We start from the raw sequence: 17347 nt of genomic DNA on the forward strand, positions 1-17347 counted from the left end.
CGGGAAGCGGCTTTTCTTTTTGCTCATGCCGCTTCATAATAGAAGAAGGTCCGCCCTGCGTTTAGACAAAGCCGGCGGTATTTTCTATTAAAATTTTTCAGGAAGTCGAGGTATGCTGCAATTATGCCACTCACCGATAAAGGTTACCGAATCACAATGGACGATATTGTCCGCGAAGGGGCTCCAATTCTTCGCCGCAAGGTTGAGGAAGTCAAGTTCCCTCTGTCCGACGAAGATCGCAATGCTATGGATGCCATGATGCGCTATTTGAAAGAAAGCCAAGATGATGAACTGTCCGAGAAATACGGGCTGCGTCCGGGCGTCGGTATTTCTGCCAACCAGGTTGGCCTTGACCGCCGGATGTTCGCCGTCTTTTTCACGGATGTTATGGAAGATGAAGAAGAAAATCCGACGCTGTATGAATATAAGCTGTTCAATCCGAAGATCGTCAGCCATTCGGCCGCGATGACTTATTTGCCGGACGGAGAAGGTTGTCTGTCTGTAGATCGTCCTGTCGAAGGCATTGTACCTCGGTACGAGAAGATCAAGTTGAAAGCTTACGACGAGAACGGCAAGGAGCTGCTGTTGAAGTTGAAAGGTTATCCTGCCATTGTGATGCAGCATGAGCTTGACCATCTCAATGGCGTTATGTTCTATGATCATATTAATGAAAATGATCCTCAGGCAGAACCGAAAGGCGTGAATATTCAAAGCCTATGGTAGGTGAAGGACCGGCAGCTGCCGGCTCCAGGCTGTCGAGAAAGTTTAATGCGCGAATATCCGCAGAGGCTGCGAAGGGAATTCGTTCCGGTCGCGTGTTGAAATCGGGAAAAAAGATTAGAGTTTAGTGGGATTTTCCCGATTTCAAAGGCGAACGCTATCGCTCCTTCACTGAATTCCCTTCTCCGCTTCGCACTTGTTCCTAAAATTAGACCTTCTCGACACGTTGAGAACCGGCAGATGCCGGTTCTTTTTTTGTGGAAAAGAAATGCTCGCATTTATGCGCTCCGCTTGATGCTTGACGCTTGTGCTGAACGGTCGATTTCCCTAAACACAAAAAAATCCGGTTCCCTCAAGGGAACCGGACGGACGCAGCTTCGGCGTGCCAACATGCTCGGCGAACACGCCGGAGCGACAGAGATCGTACATTCGAAACGGATGATACGAAATGCGTCTAACTTAAACTTGAATCGCTTCAACCAGAGCGACAACTTCTTCTGCTGTCGAGCATTCCAGTGCTTTTGCGGCCAATTCCTGCATGTCCGCACGGGACAGCTTGGAGATCTGGCTGCGCGCCGGCAGAATGGAAGTAGCGCTCATGCTGAATTCGTCGAGACCGAGTCCCAGCAGCAGCGGAATAGCGACGGAATCGCCTGCCATCTCGCCGCACATACCAGCCCATTTGCCTTCTTTGTGTGCTGCTTTGATGACCATGTCGATCAAGCGAAGAATGGCAGGGTTGTATGGCTGATACAAATACGAGACGCGCTCGTTCATGCGGTCAGCAGCCATTGTGTACTGAATCAGGTCGTTGGTACCGATGCTGAAGAAATCGACTTCCTTAGCGAACTGATCAGCCAGAACGGCAGTCGAAGGAATTTCGACCATAATGCCCAGCTGGATATTGTCTGCAACAGCAACGCCTTCGTTCTTCAGGTTAGCGCGTTCTTCATCAAGAAGCGCTTTGGCCTGACGGAACTCGACCAGAGTTGCGATCATTGGGAACATGATCCGCAGGTCGCCGTGAACACTTGCTCTAAGCAGCGCTCTCAGCTGTGTACGGAAAATGTCTGTGCGATCCAGGCACAGACGTACTGCACGGAAGCCCAGGAATGGGTTCATCTCTTTCGGCAGGTCAAGGTAAGGAAGCTCCTTGTCGCCACCGATATCGAGTGTGCGTACTACAACCGGCTTGCCTTCCATTTTCTCCAGTACCGTCTTGTAGGCGTTGTACTGAACATCTTCGGAAGGAAGCTTGTCGCGTCCCATGTACAGGAACTCTGTACGGTACAAGCCTACGGCTTCGCCGCCGTTATCCAGAACGCCGGCAACATCGTTCGGCGTGCCGATATTGGCTGCCAATTCGACGTGAACGCCATCGGTGGATACAGTCGGCTCTTCGCGCAGCTTGCGCCATTCGGCACGCTGCTCGTCGTACTTCACCTGTTTCGCGCGATATTCCGCGATCACTTCTTCGCTAGGGTTTACGATGACATTGCCTTCAAGGCCGTCAACGATAACCATATCTCCCGGCTGTACCTGTTCCATTACGTTCTTCGTTCCAACGATTGCCGGAATTTCGAGCGAGCGGGCCATGATTGCCGAGTGGGAAGTGCGTCCGCCGATATTGGTCGTGAAACCTTTAACGTATTTGCGGTTCAACTGAGCGGTATCGGAAGGCGTAAGATCTTCAGCAATAACAACGACTTCTTCGCTGATTTCCGCTGGATTCTGTACGTTCAGACCGAGCAGATGTCCAAGTACACGCTTTGTAACGTCGCGCATATCCGCCGCACGTTCCTGCAGATAAACGCTCTTCATGTTTTCAAACATGGAGACGAACTGCTTCGACGTTTCATTCAATGCATAATCCGCATTGACTTTTTCGTTAGTAATCATATCTTTTACCGGACTGATCAGCTCGGGATCGTTCAGAATCAGCAGATGCGATTCGAAAATCTCGGCTTTTTGAGCGCCCATTTCCTGAAGCGTACGTTCTTTAATACTTTCGAGTTCAGCCTGCGACTTGGCAAGAGCTTCGTCAAGTCTAGCTACCTCGGCTTCCGCATTTTGAACGGTCTTCTGGGTTACGGTGTAATCCGGATGCTCCAGGCGAAAAGCTTTGGCAATGGCGATGCCGGCCGAAGCCGCGATTCCGGAAATATTAAGCATTGACTTCGCCCAGTCCTTCTCCGACCATAACGTCTTCCAGAGCTTTCAGAGCTTCTCCTTCTTCTTCGCCCTGTGTGATCAGCGTCAGCGTCGATCCTTTTTCCAGACCGAGGGACAGAACGCCCAGGATCGATTTCAGCGTTACGCGTTTGCCGTTAGCTTCAGCGAACGATTCTGTCGATTTGAATTTGTTAGCCGTATTAACCAGCGCCGTTGCCGGGCGTGCGTGAATTCCGTCTTCGTCTACAATTCTGAATGTTTTTTCCATGATTGAGTGCCTCCAATTTGTTCTTTTTTAAAGTAACCATAATTATTATAGCTTACTCGCCTGCATTTTGCACGCTTGCCTACTTTTTGCTGCTTTAACTTCTTTTGCACGTTTTACTTCTAAATGCATTCCGGCGCCGCGAAACGATCTGATGCCGTTTCGCGGTCCGGAGCACGGCTATCGATCCTTATGCCTGTCGGCTTAATTGATCGATACCTTATTTAATCGATACGATATTACCTTCGCCTGCTTTAACGGTTCCTGTCTTCAGCAGCGTGATTGTCGCGCCTTCCGGCAGGTTTGAGAAGATAACCGGAGTCATGATCGAAGGAGCATTCTCCTGTACGTAAGCCAGATCGACTTCAAGAATCGGCTGTCCAGCCATAACGGCATCGCCTTCCGCTACCAATACATTAAACCCTTGACCTTTAAGTTTAACGGTATTGACACCAAAGTGGACCAGAATTTCTTTGCCGGCTTCCGACATGATGCCGATCGCATGCTTGCTTGGGAACACATTGAATATCGTGCCGTTCACTGGGGATACGATATTTCCATCCGATGGCAGTATCGCAAACCCGTCACCCGTCATACGCTGGGAGAACACTGGATCTGGCACATTCGAGATGTCCTGCAGTTCGCCGTTAGCCGGCGATACGATTGTTTCTTCGTTCAGCACATCTACCGCTTCTGCGGCATCAGATGCTTCCGCATTTTTCTCCGGGAACTCAACAGCTGCGGCCGGTGCTTCAACCGGAGTCCGTCCCGCTATGATGTCCTGAATTTGCGATTTAATTGTATCGGAACGTGTTCCGAAGATCGCCTGGATGTTATTACCGACCTCCAGTACGCCTGCTGCGCCAAGGTTCTTCAGACGATCCTTGTCGACGCTGCCCACGTTGTTCACTTGAACACGAAGACGCGTGATGCAGGCATCCAGATTAGAAATGTTTTCGCGTCCGCCAAGTGCCGTCAGGATGTTCTGCGGCAGTTCGCCAGCGGAGCCTTTACCCTGCGAAGCGCCAGCCGACTCTTCTGTCGGTTCCTCGCGGCCCGGTGTTCTCAGGTTGAACTTGCGAATCGCGAAACGGAAACCAAAGTAGTAAATGACCGCCAACACAAGACCGACGATGATTACGTTCCACCAAGGTGTACGGTTCTGCAGTACCCCGAACAGCAGGAAGTCGATCAGACCGCCGGAGAAGGTCATACCGATCTTAACACCGAGAATTTGCATTGTCATAAACGACAGACCGGCAAAAATAACGTGAATACCGAACAGTACAGGAGCTACGAACAGGAACGAGAATTCCAGAGGCTCGGTAATACCAGTCAAGAACGAAGTCAGTGCCGCGGAACCCATGATGCCCGCAACATACTTTTTATGCTCCGGACGAGCTTCGTGGTAGATGGCAAGAGCCGCAGCCGGAAGACCGAACATCATGAACGGGAATTTACCTGTCATGAACATGCCGGCCGTAAAGTCCACGCCGTCTCTCATCTGCGCCATGAAGATCCGCTGATCGCCGCGGAATACTTCGCCTGCCTGATTGACATACTGACCAAACTCATACCAGAACGGCGAATAGAAAATGTGGTGCAGGCCGAACGGGATAAGCGCACGTTCGATAACGCCGAATACGAATGCCGACAGTGTTGGATTACCGTTAATCATTACGTTCGACAGCGAGTTCAATCCGTGTTGAATTGGCGGCCATACGATTACCAGCAGCAGGCCCACCAAAATCGACATTGCAGCCGTCATAATCGGAACAAAACGCTTACCCGCGAAGAAGCCGAGATACGAAGGCAGTTCGATGCGGAAGAACCGCTTGTACATGACCGCAGCCAGTATACCGATAATGATACCGCCGAATACTCCAGTCGATAGAGTTGGAATACCCAGTACGCTGGCATATCCCAAGGCTGTTTCACCAGCTAGACCCGGCGTTACACCGATAACTACGCCCAGTGTCACATTCATAATCAGGAAGCCAACGATAGCCGCAAGACCCGCTACGCCTTCCCCATCGGATAATCCGACGGCAACGCCGACCGCAAATAAGAGCGGCAGATTGGTAAAGACGATGTCGCCGGACTTCATCAGTACGGTAGCAACCGCTTGTACCCACTGTACATCGAGTGCAGGGACCCGCTGCAGGAAGTCAGGGCTTACAAGCAAAGTGCCGATCGCCAAAAGCAAGCCTGCCGCTGGCAAAATCGCAACTGGAAGCATGACGGCTTTACCGACACGCTGTAGAAGTCCAAATAATTGTTTGAACATGAAGTGCAACTCCTCTGTTATATTTTGTTTTCAATCATTACTTTTTAAACCAGATCTTGTACGAAAGCACAAAAAAAGCATGAATGTACGAAAAATAAAAGGAATACTCTCATTTGGGGCTCCCGGGTACAGCTTCGCCCTTATATGAGTATGCTTTTTATTCTCCGTATCGATTCATGCCTGATCGTATCAGTGACACATCGTTACAAAGATCGTTTTCGGTTATCTTACGTCGGTCATTATAGCACCGCTCTCGGAAGTTGGCAAGCCCTTTCAAAAACAAAAATTAAATTCCGTCTTTGTCGGCCAAACGCTGAAGATGAACAGTCAAATAGCTGGCTTCCGCTTTGTAGACAGGCAGCCCCAATTTTTTCTCCATCACCTTCATCAATTTCCAGGCAAGCGAGTACATTTCAGGATATTCACGCGCCAGCAGCTCCGCCAATCGGTCGGTCGCCCGTACTTCTTCTCCTCGGCAGATTCGTTCGATTGCAAAGCGCAGATGCGTTAGCAAACGCGAATAGTCGAGAGTCGTTCGATCCAATCCGCCCTCTAGATTCTGCTCAATCAAATTGACCAGATCCGCAATCAATTCCGAATGTTCTCTCACCTCATTGATTGGACGGTTCGTGATCGCACTGTGAATATGCAGAGCTACGAAACCCACCTCATCCGGTTCAAGCGAGATACCTAAACGTTCTTCAATCAGATTGACAACATACTCGGCCAATTCATACTCTTCCGGATAAATTTCTTTGGTTTCATATAAAAAAGGATTCTGGAAAGCAATTCCTTTCTCCATCCGTTTAAGTGCAAAAGCAATATGATCGGTCAGCGCGACATGTATATGCTCGTTCAATGGAGCGGCAATACGATTTCCGATTGTCTGAATCGCTTCGTTCATCACTTCAATCAGCTGCTCATCCACTTGCGGAAGCAGCTGTTTGTACTGCTCCTGTTCGCGGCGGCTGCGTAAAATAAACATTTTTTCGGCCGCTTCGGAGTCGATGGAATCGTGCTCTGCACGTCCGAAACCGATACCTTTGCCAATCACGACTACTTCACCGTAATGCGGGTCGTCCGCGATGATCACATTGTTGTTCAGTATTTTGGACACCAGCATCCGCTTGCTTCCGCCCTTCTTCGTTCACAATTCATTATGCCGAATAGATTACCAAAAAAACGCTTACTATTCAACCTGCAGCACCCTATATTCATATATATCGACTCTCCGGCACTGCTCTTCAAGACTGCCTTTTCAAAGACATAATTTAAATATTTAGCCCTTGTTTCTATAACACATTAGCATTTACTTCTTGGCACTTATTTCGAAATGTCCACAAAGCCTTCGCCAAACACATCTCGCACGTCATGAATGGTAACAAACGCATCTTTATCCGCCTGCTTGACGATTTTCTTCAATTGAGACACTTCCTGCTTGCTGATGACAATATACAATATTTCTTTCGCTTCCTTTGTATAAAACCCGTGTCCGGACAGCACCGTCACTCCCCGATCCATCACCAGGTTAACCTGTTCGGCGATCGTATGCTGATGCTTGGAAATAATCATGACCGCTTTTTTCGGATTTAATCCTTCGATAATGAAATCCATCACCTTGGTTCCGACATACAGCAGCACGATTGTAAACATGAAGTTTTCCACCTCAATAACAAGCAGGGACGCTACAGCGACCACTATGTCGAAGAACAGCAGACCATAGCTTATGTTCCAGTCCAAATATTTGTTCGCCAGGCGTGCCAAAATAACGGTCCCAGCTGTTGTGCCGCCGACCCGTACAATCATGCCGATTCCGATCCCCGCAAAAATGCCAGCAAATATTGCGTTAACAGTCTTCTCTGTAGAATGAATATCCCAATCAGCCGTTAAATGCAAAAATAGCGAGTTAAGCCCTACTGCCAAAATTGTATAAATAATCGTCTTCCTGTCCAAAAAACGATAACCGATCACCAGTAGAAATGCGTTGATGATCAGATTGACTAGTCCGGGTGACCACTGGAACGCATAATACAAAATAATAGTGAGGCCTGTTACGCCCCCCTCGCCAAAATCGTTTGGAATGACGAATAAGTTGACCGCCAATGCAAAAATAAAGGCTCCAACCGCAATAAACGCGACATCCTTAATCGTTTTGGTTAACGTTTTTTTTTCCATAGCCTGTATTCCCGTCCTTTTTCGGCAATTCTTTTTCAGCAACCTATATTTAAAAGGGTTCCTCGCTTATGCAATCTTCTCATTCTATCTTACGTAAAAAAGAAGCGTCAACCCGCATTTTCTCTTGGAAAATGCGGGAATCAGCTCCTTATGCATACTTATTCGAAAACGCTGCAGTTCATATTCATCGCGGACATGCATTTTTCATCTCTTCCGCTGTGGTTAGCGAAATACAAACTTAAGCCTGAAAGCAGATCCAAAGCTTATTCCCTTTTGTCTTTGTCTGCCGAATCTTCCTCAGTCAGCAGAGATACGACGTTCGTCTTTGCGGTCTGATCGTCATTCCGCTTCGTTTCCATATCGACATTGTTCGACCCTTTTCCGCCTCCGGTCAGATTCCGGATGACCTCTTCCAAGTCGAGTCCCGAAACACTTTTCAGCATTTCCGGAGCGGTTGCCATCAGCTCGGTTACGTAGCTGCTGACGCGGGATGCACCGCTGCTCTCTCCCTTGCCCGTGTCGACGATCGTAATCTTGTCGACAGATGCGATCGGCTCGGCAATTTTGCCTGCCAGTTCAGGCAGCATCTTCATCACGACATCGAGAATCGCCGCTTCGCCGTAATGCTTGAATGCTTCTGCCAACTTTTCCTTCGCTTCCGCTTCAGCCAAACCGCGAAGACGAATCACTTCAGCTTCGGCCGTACCTCTGGCACGCTCCGCGTCGGCAGATGCGATACCGTCGAGACGTTTTTGCTCGGCGGACGCTTTGGCCTGCGTTTCAATCGAGTATTGAAGCGCATCGGCTTCGCGCATCCGGCGCGCTTTGTCCGCTTCCGCCGCTACTTCGACGGCATAGCGGTCTGCGTCGGCTTTCTTCTTTACTTCCGCGTCATACTGCTTCTGGCGTACCAGAATTTCTTTCTCCTGCAGGTCGATCTCTCGATCCTTCCGAACGAGTTCCACGCGCATTTGTTCTTCGACCGCAATCTGCTTCGCACGCGCTTCCTGGATTTGATAGGCTTGGTCGGCATCGGCCTTGGCCGTATCCTGATCACGTTTGAACGCCGCGATTTTGAGTTCTTTCTCTTTTTGACCTTCGGCAATATTCGTATCGCGAATCAACTCCGCTTTCTGTCCTTCTTCTTCGGCCCGGGCTTTCTGAATCCGCGAATCACGGATCGCTTCGGCTTCCGCAATCTCGGCATCCCGCTTTACGGCAGCGATCCGCGGCTTACCGAGCGATTCCAGATAGCCGTGTTTGTCTCGTACATCCTTGATCGTGAACGAAACGATTTGCAGACCCATTTTCTTCAGATCTCGGGCCGCTACGCTCTGTACTTCCTGTGCGAACCGATCACGGTTGCGATACATTTCTTCTACGGTCATCGAGCCAAGAATGGAACGCAGATGGCCTTCGAGCACTTCCTGCGCTTCCGACTTCAGCGATTCGATCGGCTTGCCCATGTACTGCTCAGCAGCCGTCGCCACGTCTTCGGTCGAGCTGCCGATCTTGATAATCGCCACACCGTCGGCCAGAACCGGAACGCCCTGCTCCGTATATACTTCCGGTGTCGTGACATCGAGTTTATGCGACAGCAGCGACAAATACTCGGCTTTTTGGAAGATCGGCAGAATAAATGCGCCTCCGCCGCGAACTATTTTGATTTTGCGTCCCGCTTCGTCGTCGGCGATATTTTTTGTGCCGAGGAACGAACCGGTCACGACCATCGCCTCGTCCGTACTAACCGTCTTATAGCGCGCCCAGAATGCAAGCCCCAGTACGAGGAGTACGGCCACTACAATACCCGGAATCAGTAAATAGTCCGGAATCTGATCGAAAATCCCCATCTTACTCCAACCCCTTTTTTTGTTTTTCGAGTTCGCTTACACCAAGTGTGCCTTCGCTGATATCGACTACAACTACCCGCACTCCCGACGGAATCCAATCTCCATCGAAGCTGAATGCCGTATGCAGCGTGTTACCCGATCCACCCATGTGGACCATGACCTCGCCGTATCCTTTTTCAGGAACGGGAACGGTTATCTCGCCAATTTTCCCGACCAGGTCGTTCATCGAATAACCGACCGAGTTCTCGCTTCCGCGCATAGGTTTTACGTAAGCGAAGTAGAGCAGCAGCCCCGAAGCCAGCGCACAGAGCGTTGATGCCAATATTCCCAGAGCGGGAGACAGTCCAGCATAACGCTCAATCAGAATACCTGCGCCTCCGAAGACAGTGACCATTCCGGCAAGAACGATGGGCTGCAGGAACTCGAACGACACCGCGTCGAACACGCCGCCCAGCGCGTCGCCGATCCAATCCCCGAACACTACGCTGATCAGCGCGAACATGACACCGCCTGCCAGACAACCGAAATATAGAGCTTCCATGTTCGTATCCTCCTTCTTTCTTGAAGGCTGCTCATTCAGGCTTCGAAATTCGGCCTTCATTGTTCTGCGATTAGATCGAAGCCTGCCAAATGAGTACATGATTACATACGATTGATTGCCGATTCGGTTTCACATTTTTCCCAAATCCGATTAATTCCCCTGAATACGAGAAACTTGAGCTAAAATTCCCAGTAATTCATCTTCTTCATATCCGGATGATTGATTGGCCTGCAGGGTATAAGTCACTTTGCCCGGTCTGGCGGTTGCATACAAGCTTCCGTCTTCAAAATGAGCGACCTGCATGTCGACACCGTCGACGGAACGAGTCTCTGCTTCCCTTGTCTCTGCGGGAAGTTCGCTCAAAGTCAGCCATAGAGTCTGTGTACCGGAATACGGTCCATAAAGCAGTTCTTCGATCGGCAGTACCGATTCTTTCTCTACAGTCTGCAGCTCTCCCCCAGGCTCGCCGTATAGAATCATAATGGTGTCTTTGCGTATTTCGCTTTCGTCTACGCCCGCTCTCAAAACATTTTCGGGCGAAAATCTTTTGTCCTTGTAAATCAGCTTTACTTCCAGACCGTCGATTTCGTGAACCTGTGCTTTCGGGTATACTTTCTGAACTTCCTGCTGGGCATAAGCGAGACTTCCCTGAGCCGGCGGATCGTCGGAACAAGCGCTCAGCGCAAACATTAGCAGGACAGCGAGCAGAAATTGCAAGTTAATACGGATACTTTTCATACATAAGTCACCCCTTTCAATGACATAAACGTGCCAAAGAAAAGTTTAGTTGGCAAAAAAAAGCTCGCCCAACGGAGATTGTTCTCCGGGGCGAGCTTTTATAAGCAACGAGCCTTTGTTAGGAAGCAAATATTTGACGGCAGACTGAGCGAATAATCCGCTGGGTCGCCAAATATTCAATGTAAGACTTAATCCTCTTAAAACTTAGAGAGAAGCTTTATAGATCGATACAACATCTTCGCGCTGAAGTTTGTTGAAGTTACCGAATGGACCGAATTTCATTGCCTTGTCGGCCATTTCGTCAATTCGGCTATCGTCGATTTCGTAATCGGCCAATGTACTAGGAGCACCGATCGAATTCCAGAACGCACGCAGTGCTTCGATTCCTTCGAGACCGACTTCTTCAGCCGATTTGCCGGAAGGATCGATGCCGAATACGTTGACGGCAAGCTTCTTGAAGCGTTCCGGATCGACTTTCAAGCTGTGCTTCATCCAGTTCGGGAACAGGATCGCCAGACCGCCGCCGTGCGGAATGTCGTAAACGGCCGATACGGCGTGCTCAATGTTATGCGTCGCCCAGTCGCCTGTGCTGCCCATGCTCAAAACACCGTTCAGCGCCATCGTGCCGCTGTACATGATTGTCTCGCGCAGCTCATAGTTCTCGAGATCATTTACAAGCTTCGGCCCCGCTTCGATTACCGCACGCAGCACGGATTCGCAGAAGCCGTCTTGAACCGGCGTATTCGTATCCAAATGGAAGTAAGTCTCCAAGACGTGCGACATCATGTCGACTACGCCGTATACCGTTTGGTCTTTCGGCAGAGAATACGTGAACTCCGGATCGAGAATGGAGAATGTCGGGAAGGAATGCGCACTGCCCCAACCCAGCTTCTCCATCGTCTGTTCGTTCGTGATCACGGAACCACTGTTCATTTCGGAGCCGGTTGCGGCCATCGTCAGCACAACGCCGAGCGGAAGACCATCCTGTGCGACCGCTTTGCGTTCCGCAAAGTCCCACATATCGCCGTCATATTTTGCGCCGACTGCGATTGCTTTGGCGCAGTCGATGACACTGCCTCCGCCAACGGCCAGAATCAGATCGATATTTTCATTTTTGCACAGATCGACACCTTTATGCACGGTCGACAGACGCGGGTTCGGCTCGACGCCGGCCAGCTCGACAATCGTCGAACCAGTTTCTTTGAGCAGCGCTGTTACGCTGTCGTACAGACCGGAACGTTTGATGCTGCCTCCGCCATAAACGAGCAAAATATTTTTTCCGTACTGCGGCACCAACGTTTTAAGCTGCTCCAGTTGGCCTTTGCCGAAGATCAGACGAGTCGGATTATAAAAAGTAAAAGACTTCATGATTAAGTCATAACCCCTTCCTTTTGATAAGTATGTATTCATTATATACCGGATTGCGCAAAAAACAAAAAAGGCCGACACTTCCGAAGAAGTATCGACCTTTTCGCACCCCATTACACCTTACTACAGCGCAGATACCGCTACCCTTTCAGGCAGCATTAATTCATACGAGGATTGTCTTGCGTACGGTTCCAGCCGAGACTTGCAACAAAACGGAAGAACGCTTCACGACCCGCTGCGTCGGTTTTGTAAACGCCGGCATGTCCCAAAATCTCGGTAAATTTACTACCCACTTCACGTCGTACAAGTTCAAGCGCGGATTCCGGCGTCAAGTTCGACCCGTTGGCCGCAATCAGTTCGTGAATCCATGGTAGATGCTGAACAAGGGGGTGAGAAGAATCGGCTTCGGCCGCAGCCAACACTTCCGAGTTCCCGCTTAGGATAAGGCCGACTTGTTCCAGCTCGCTTTTCAATCGGCCCGGAAGAATTGCCAATCCCATCACTTCAATCAGCCCGATATTTTCTTTTTTCAAATGATGCATTTCGCGGTGCGGGTGGAAAATGCCTTCTGGATGCTGCTCGCTCGTCCGGTTGTTGCGCAGTACAAGATCCATCTCGTATGCGCCTTCGCGGCGGCGGACGATTGGCGTTACTGTGTTATGCCGCACGCTTTGTCCGTCCCGTTCGCTCGATGCTCGGATATGGACACTTTCGTCGCTGTACGTTTTCCATGTCTCGTAAATCTCGTTTGCCGCTTCCAACAGTTCTCCTTGGTCGCTGCCCGACAACCGGACGACCGACATTGGCCAACGGACGACGGACAAGCTGACCGCCGGATACCGGTTATGCGAGAACACAGCCTCCGTTACGGCACGCTCGATCGCAAACGTATGCTTGCCGCCCTGGAAGTGGTCATGCGTTAGAATGGATCCGCCTACGATCGGCAGGTCGGCATTGGAACCCAGGAAATAGTGCGGGAATCGATCTGTAAACTGCAGCAGGCGGCGCAGCGTATCCTTCGTCAGTTCCATCGGGATATGATCGCGGTGCAGCACAATGCAGTGTTCATTGTAATAAACGTACGGCGAATACTGAAACAGCCAAGGCTCGTCGTTCAGTTCCAGTGGAATAACGCGCAGGTTCTGTCTGGCCGGATGATTGATTCGTCCGGCATACCCTACGTTTTCGCGGCAGAGTTGGCATTTTGGGTAGACCGGAGGAGGCAGCAGGCGAGCCTGTGCAATTTCTTCCGACGTCTTTTCCGGCTTGGAAAGGTTGATCGTAATTTCAATTGATCCAAATTCGGAATCATGCGTCCAATACAAATTTTTCGAGACGCGGTCCATCCGAATATAGTTTGAATCAATGCACCATTTGTAGAAACGATCGGTTGCTGCCGTAATGCCGCTCTGCTCCTCCGTCTCGCGGAAATCGCGAACGACTTCGGACGGCCTGGCCAATAAAAGTCCCATCAGCTTGGCGTCGAGCAGATCGCGCTGAGTATCGGTATTTTCCGAGATCATACCCGTCTGCACCGCATAATCGATCAGCGTGTCGAGCATCGGCTGCGGCCCTTCGGGCAGCTCTTCATCAAGAGCGTCGCTTCCTGCATAAGGCTCGTCGAACCCGAACTGCTCCAGCAGACGATTTCGTCCATAGTCGCCGTCAAAGGCTTCCAGCAGTTTTTCTCTCAACGCAAAAGCGGTCAGACGTTCGATTGCCCGCAGCGCATTTTCACGCGTTACTTTGCCTGACACTTCGCTGCCCGACTGCGCGGAAGGCTGCACATCACCCGGTTTTTCTCCCGCTGTCCCTTGCTGTACTCCGTTTTTCCACTGTTCGCTCATGAACACTGCCCCCGTTATTGAGATCTTTTAGTCGTTATAGCCGTCCGGACGAGACTGATGCCAGCTCCAGGCACTTGCAATGATCGTTTCGATGTTCTCGCGAGCCGGGCTCCATCCCAGGATGCTGCGTGCTTTCTGCGAGGAAGCGACCAGTACGGCCGGATCTCCTGCACGGCGCGGTTCTGTTTTGACCGGGATTTCTTTGCCTGTGACGCGGCGTGCTGTTTCAATAATCTCGCGCACCGAGAATCCGCTTCCGCTGCCCAGGTTGAATACGTCGCTTTCGCCGCCGTTTTTCAAGTAATCGATTGCTCGCAGATGAGCATCCGCCAGGTCGCTGACATGCAGGTAGTCGCGAATGCAGGTGCCGTCTTCCGTCGGATAATCTTCCCCAAAGACGGAGATGTGCGGACGCTGTCCAAGCGCCGTCTGGAGCACAATCGGAATGAGATGCGTTTCCGGACGGTGGTCTTCGCCGATCCTGCCGCTGTCATGCGCACCGGCCGCGTTGAAGTAGCGCAAAGCCACATAACGGACATCCAGTACACGATCATACCAGCGAATCATGCGTTCCATCATCAGCTTCGTTTCGCCGTATACATTGGTAGGTTCGGTGCGGTCCGTTTCTTCGATCGGTACCTTTTCCGGCTCGCCATAGGTTGCTGCTGTCGAGGAGAAGACGATCCTGCGCACACCCGCTTCGTTCATCGCTTCAAGCAGGCATAATGTACCGTACATGTTGTTGTCGTAGTATTTGCCCGGGTCCTGCATACTCTCGCCGACCAGGGAGTTTGCCGCAAAGTGGATGACGCCTTCAATTTCGTTTTCCGCAAACAGCTTCTTCAGCAGTTCTTTGTCACGCAGATCGCCTTCATACAGCTTGCCGCCCAGCAGAGCTTCGCGGTGTCCAGTCTGCAAATTGTCGATCACTACAACCTCGTCGCCTCTTTCGAGCAGAGCTGCCACGGTATGGGAACCGATATATCCTGCGCCGCCTGTAACTAAAATAGCCATTATAAATTCCTCCTCAAGGTTAGGTTCGACGAATCAATCTTTTGAAAAATCAGTTCGTTCCCAGCTCTTCCACGCCTTCGCCGACACCGCAGACGTAGAATTCGCCTTGCAACCCTGTCCGGGCCTGGTAGTTATCGCCGACTTCCTTCACAAAGCGCTCTACGTCATCTTCGTGTACAAGCGACACTGTGCAGCCGCCGAATCCGGCTCCGGTCATCCGGGCACCTAATGTTCCCGGGATTTTACGCGCTTCTTCAACCATGATGTCCAGCTCTTCGCAGCTCACTTCGTACAGATCACGCAGCGAATCATGGGACAGGTTCATCAGCCGGCCAAACTCCTGCAGATCGTTCGCCGTAAGCGCCTGAACCGAAGCCAGTACGCGAGCGTTCTCTTCAATGACATGCTGTGCGCGATTCTGTACCGTCTTGTCAGTCAGGACAGACTTGAATTCTTCAAACTGCGAAGGCGTAAGCTCGGCCAGATAGTTCAGATCGCTCTTACGGGTTTTCAGCTGCTCTAACGCAGTCGTGCACTGTTCCCGCCGTTCGTTGTACTTGGAGTCAACCAACCCTCGACGTTTGTTGGTATTGCCGATGACCAGTTTATAACTGCCTGTTTGGAACGGTACATGCTCGTACTCAAGCGTATCGCACATCAGCAGAATAGCGTGGTCCTTTTTGCCGTTGGCCACTGCGAACTGATCCATGATGCCGCAGTTGACGCCGACGAAATTGTTCTCCGCAGCTTGAGACAGCAGTGCAATCTGCACTGTATCGCGGTCGTATCCTCCCATTGACAGCAGTCCGTAGCCGGTTACGACTTCAATCGATGCCGAGGAAGAAAGGCCCGCTCCATTCGGAATCTCGCCGTGGTAGAACAGGTCGTATCCTTTGGATATCGGATAACCGCGCTGCGCCAGCTCGACCATGACACCGACCGGGTAATCCGTCCATTCGCCCGTCTTGTTCAACCCGATCTCGTCCACTTTGATTTCCGCTTCTTCCGGCAGGTTGGAGGATGCAAAGCGGAGGATGCCATCTTCACGTTCACGGACGACCAAAGTTGTGCCGAATTCCAGCGCAGCCGGCAGAACATAGCCTCCATTGTAATCGATGTGTTCGCCGATCAGATTCACACGGCCCGGCGCATGAAACACCCGCGGCTCTACGGTTGATTCGCTAAATTTTTGTATAAACATTTGTTTGATTTGCTGAGTATCCATTCTGGGATCACCTCGTGATTTTTTGTTTGCCTGTGCCCTAAGTATAGAAGATATCGTTCTCTTTGATAATGCATCGATGTGCGAAGTGTATGGACTTATGTGACTTACCTATACATCCTGTTATACTGGAGAAAAGACCTTCGGTCAACGATGGCACGATCAAAGCAAAGATGCGGCAGAACCGCGCCTACGCCCTGTTTTGCAATATTGAAAGGAGAAGACCTTATGACCGACCGTACAAAAGAATTTTCTTACTCCGTCGCGCCGAATCCGGTATACGATGACAAAGGTATGCTGTATGTATTGTTTGCCGGCGAAAGTCAAACGCTGCCCGTACACCAAATTGGACCGAAAATCTATGATTATTTCCTGCTGCATATTGTCGAGGAGGGACGCGGCGCTTTTGTGCACGAAGGACAGCCATACGCACTGGAAACGGGCGACGCTTTTCTGATCCGTCCAGGTCGGTTGGTCAGCTATGTTTCCGACGCAAACGAACCTTGGCGCTACCGCTGGATCGCCTTCGCCGGACCGCTTGCCGAAGATGCCGTACGCACAGCCGGATTGACTCCTCAGCATCCCGTTTTCCGTCCGGCCGCGGAATCGGGGATTCTTCGCCTGCTTTCCGATACGCTGGATGTTTTTCGGTCCCGCCGAGCCGCAGCGCACTTGGCATCGCTCGGCTATCTGCACTTGATTCTCGCTGCAGCTGAAGATGTCGTACGCGGCGACTCGGCGCTTCCCGCCGCCGACACGGCAGGGCGTCTTGCGGTCAAACAGATGATCCGCTATATGACCGACCAGTACGCGCATCCCGTATCGATTGAAGACATGTGCCAAAGTCTCGGATATAACCGGGCTTATCTCTCCCGCATGTTCAAAAAAGAAACCGGCGTCGCACCGGTCACCTATCTGCTGCGCCTGCGAATCGATAAAGCCCGAGGCCTGCTGCGCGAACGTCCCGATCTGTCGGTTCAGCAGATTGCTTCTTCGGTCGGTCTTACCGATCCGCTGTATTTCTCCCGCCAGTTTCAACGTCTGTACGGCAAATCTCCGACGGCTTACCGGGAGTCGGTGCTCGGCCGCCAGGATACTGAGCAGTCATAAAGTCATCTTCCCCTTTCTAACTAAACCGGAAACGCCTT

The 17347-nt window shown here is 51.0% G+C and carries 14 protein-coding genes; 2 read left to right on the forward strand and 12 right to left on the reverse strand.

All coding sequences use genetic code 11. The features are described from left to right. The first annotated feature begins 123 nt into the window (after positions 1–123). Complete coding sequence (gene def, locus F456_RS0104450; protein WP_018975804.1) at positions 124–723, forward strand: peptide deformylase; 600 nt, start codon at positions 124–126, stop codon at positions 721–723. A gap of 456 nt (positions 724–1179) precedes the next feature. Here the strand turns inward: def and ptsP are convergent, their stop codons facing one another. From ptsP to F456_RS0104510, 12 genes are all read right to left on the reverse strand, one after another. Next, positions 1180–2892 carry a phosphoenolpyruvate--protein phosphotransferase gene (ptsP, locus tag F456_RS0104455; RefSeq protein WP_018975805.1) on the reverse strand — a complete coding sequence of 571 codons (1713 nt, stop codon included), beginning with the start codon at positions 2890–2892 and terminating at the stop codon, positions 1180–1182. Continuing rightward, on the reverse strand, positions 2885–3160 hold the full coding sequence (locus tag F456_RS0104460) for an HPr family phosphocarrier protein (protein ID WP_018975806.1): 276 nt from the start codon (positions 3158–3160) through the stop codon (positions 2885–2887). The genes ptsP and F456_RS0104460 overlap by 8 nt, the downstream gene beginning before the upstream one ends. Before the next feature lie 217 nt (positions 3161–3377). Then, positions 3378–5444, reverse strand: coding sequence for a glucose-specific PTS transporter subunit IIBC (gene ptsG, locus F456_RS0104465; protein WP_018975807.1), 2067 nt, complete (start codon positions 5442–5444; stop codon positions 3378–3380). 286 nt (positions 5445–5730) lie between these two features. Then, positions 5731–6567 (reverse strand): glucose PTS transporter transcription antiterminator GlcT, encoded by an 837-nt coding sequence (gene glcT, locus F456_RS0104470; protein WP_018975808.1) that lies wholly within the window; start codon positions 6565–6567, stop codon positions 5731–5733. A 200-nt stretch (positions 6568–6767) separates the two neighbouring features. Continuing rightward, entirely contained in the window at positions 6768–7619 is an 852-nt protein-coding gene (locus F456_RS0104475; protein ID WP_018975809.1) for a YitT family protein, read from the reverse strand. A 263-nt stretch (positions 7620–7882) separates the two neighbouring features. Then, entirely contained in the window at positions 7883–9469 is a 1587-nt protein-coding gene (locus tag F456_RS0104480; RefSeq protein WP_018975810.1) for a flotillin lipid rafts scaffold protein FloT, read from the reverse strand. A 1-nt stretch (position 9470) separates the two neighbouring features. Further along, on the reverse strand, positions 9471–10010 hold the full coding sequence (locus F456_RS0104485; protein WP_018975811.1) for an NfeD family membrane protein: 540 nt from the start codon (positions 10008–10010) through the stop codon (positions 9471–9473). A gap of 150 nt (positions 10011–10160) precedes the next feature. Beyond that, the gene (locus F456_RS0104490) at positions 10161–10748 is read right to left on the reverse strand and encodes a hypothetical protein (protein WP_018975812.1); all 588 of its coding nucleotides are present in this window, start codon (positions 10746–10748) and stop codon (positions 10161–10163) included. Positions 10749–10952: 204 nt separating this feature from the next. Continuing rightward, positions 10953–12116: an iron-containing alcohol dehydrogenase gene (locus F456_RS0104495; RefSeq protein ID WP_018975813.1), complete on the reverse strand. Its 1164-nt coding sequence runs from the start codon at positions 12114–12116 to the stop codon at positions 10953–10955. Positions 12117–12274: 158 nt separating this feature from the next. After that, entirely contained in the window at positions 12275–13963 is a 1689-nt protein-coding gene (locus F456_RS0104500; protein ID WP_018975814.1) for a UDP-glucose--hexose-1-phosphate uridylyltransferase, read from the reverse strand. 27 nt (positions 13964–13990) lie between these two features. Further along, a complete protein-coding gene (gene galE, locus F456_RS0104505) occupies positions 13991–14977 on the reverse strand; it encodes a UDP-glucose 4-epimerase GalE (protein ID WP_018975815.1) in 987 nt (328 codons plus the stop codon). A 49-nt stretch (positions 14978–15026) separates the two neighbouring features. Beyond that, on the reverse strand, positions 15027–16202 hold the full coding sequence (locus tag F456_RS0104510) for a galactokinase (protein WP_018975816.1): 1176 nt from the start codon (positions 16200–16202) through the stop codon (positions 15027–15029). A 225-nt stretch (positions 16203–16427) separates the two neighbouring features. Between F456_RS0104510 and F456_RS0104515 the strand changes: the two genes are divergently transcribed. Then, a complete protein-coding gene (locus F456_RS0104515) occupies positions 16428–17309 on the forward strand; it encodes an AraC family transcriptional regulator (RefSeq protein WP_018975817.1) in 882 nt (293 codons plus the stop codon). Positions 17310–17347: the final 38 nt, after the last annotated feature.

Origin of the sequence: Saccharibacillus kuerlensis DSM 22868 (genome assembly GCF_000378145.1) — a bacterium.
Taxonomy (GTDB): Bacteria; Bacillota; Bacilli; order Paenibacillales; family Paenibacillaceae; genus Saccharibacillus; species Saccharibacillus kuerlensis.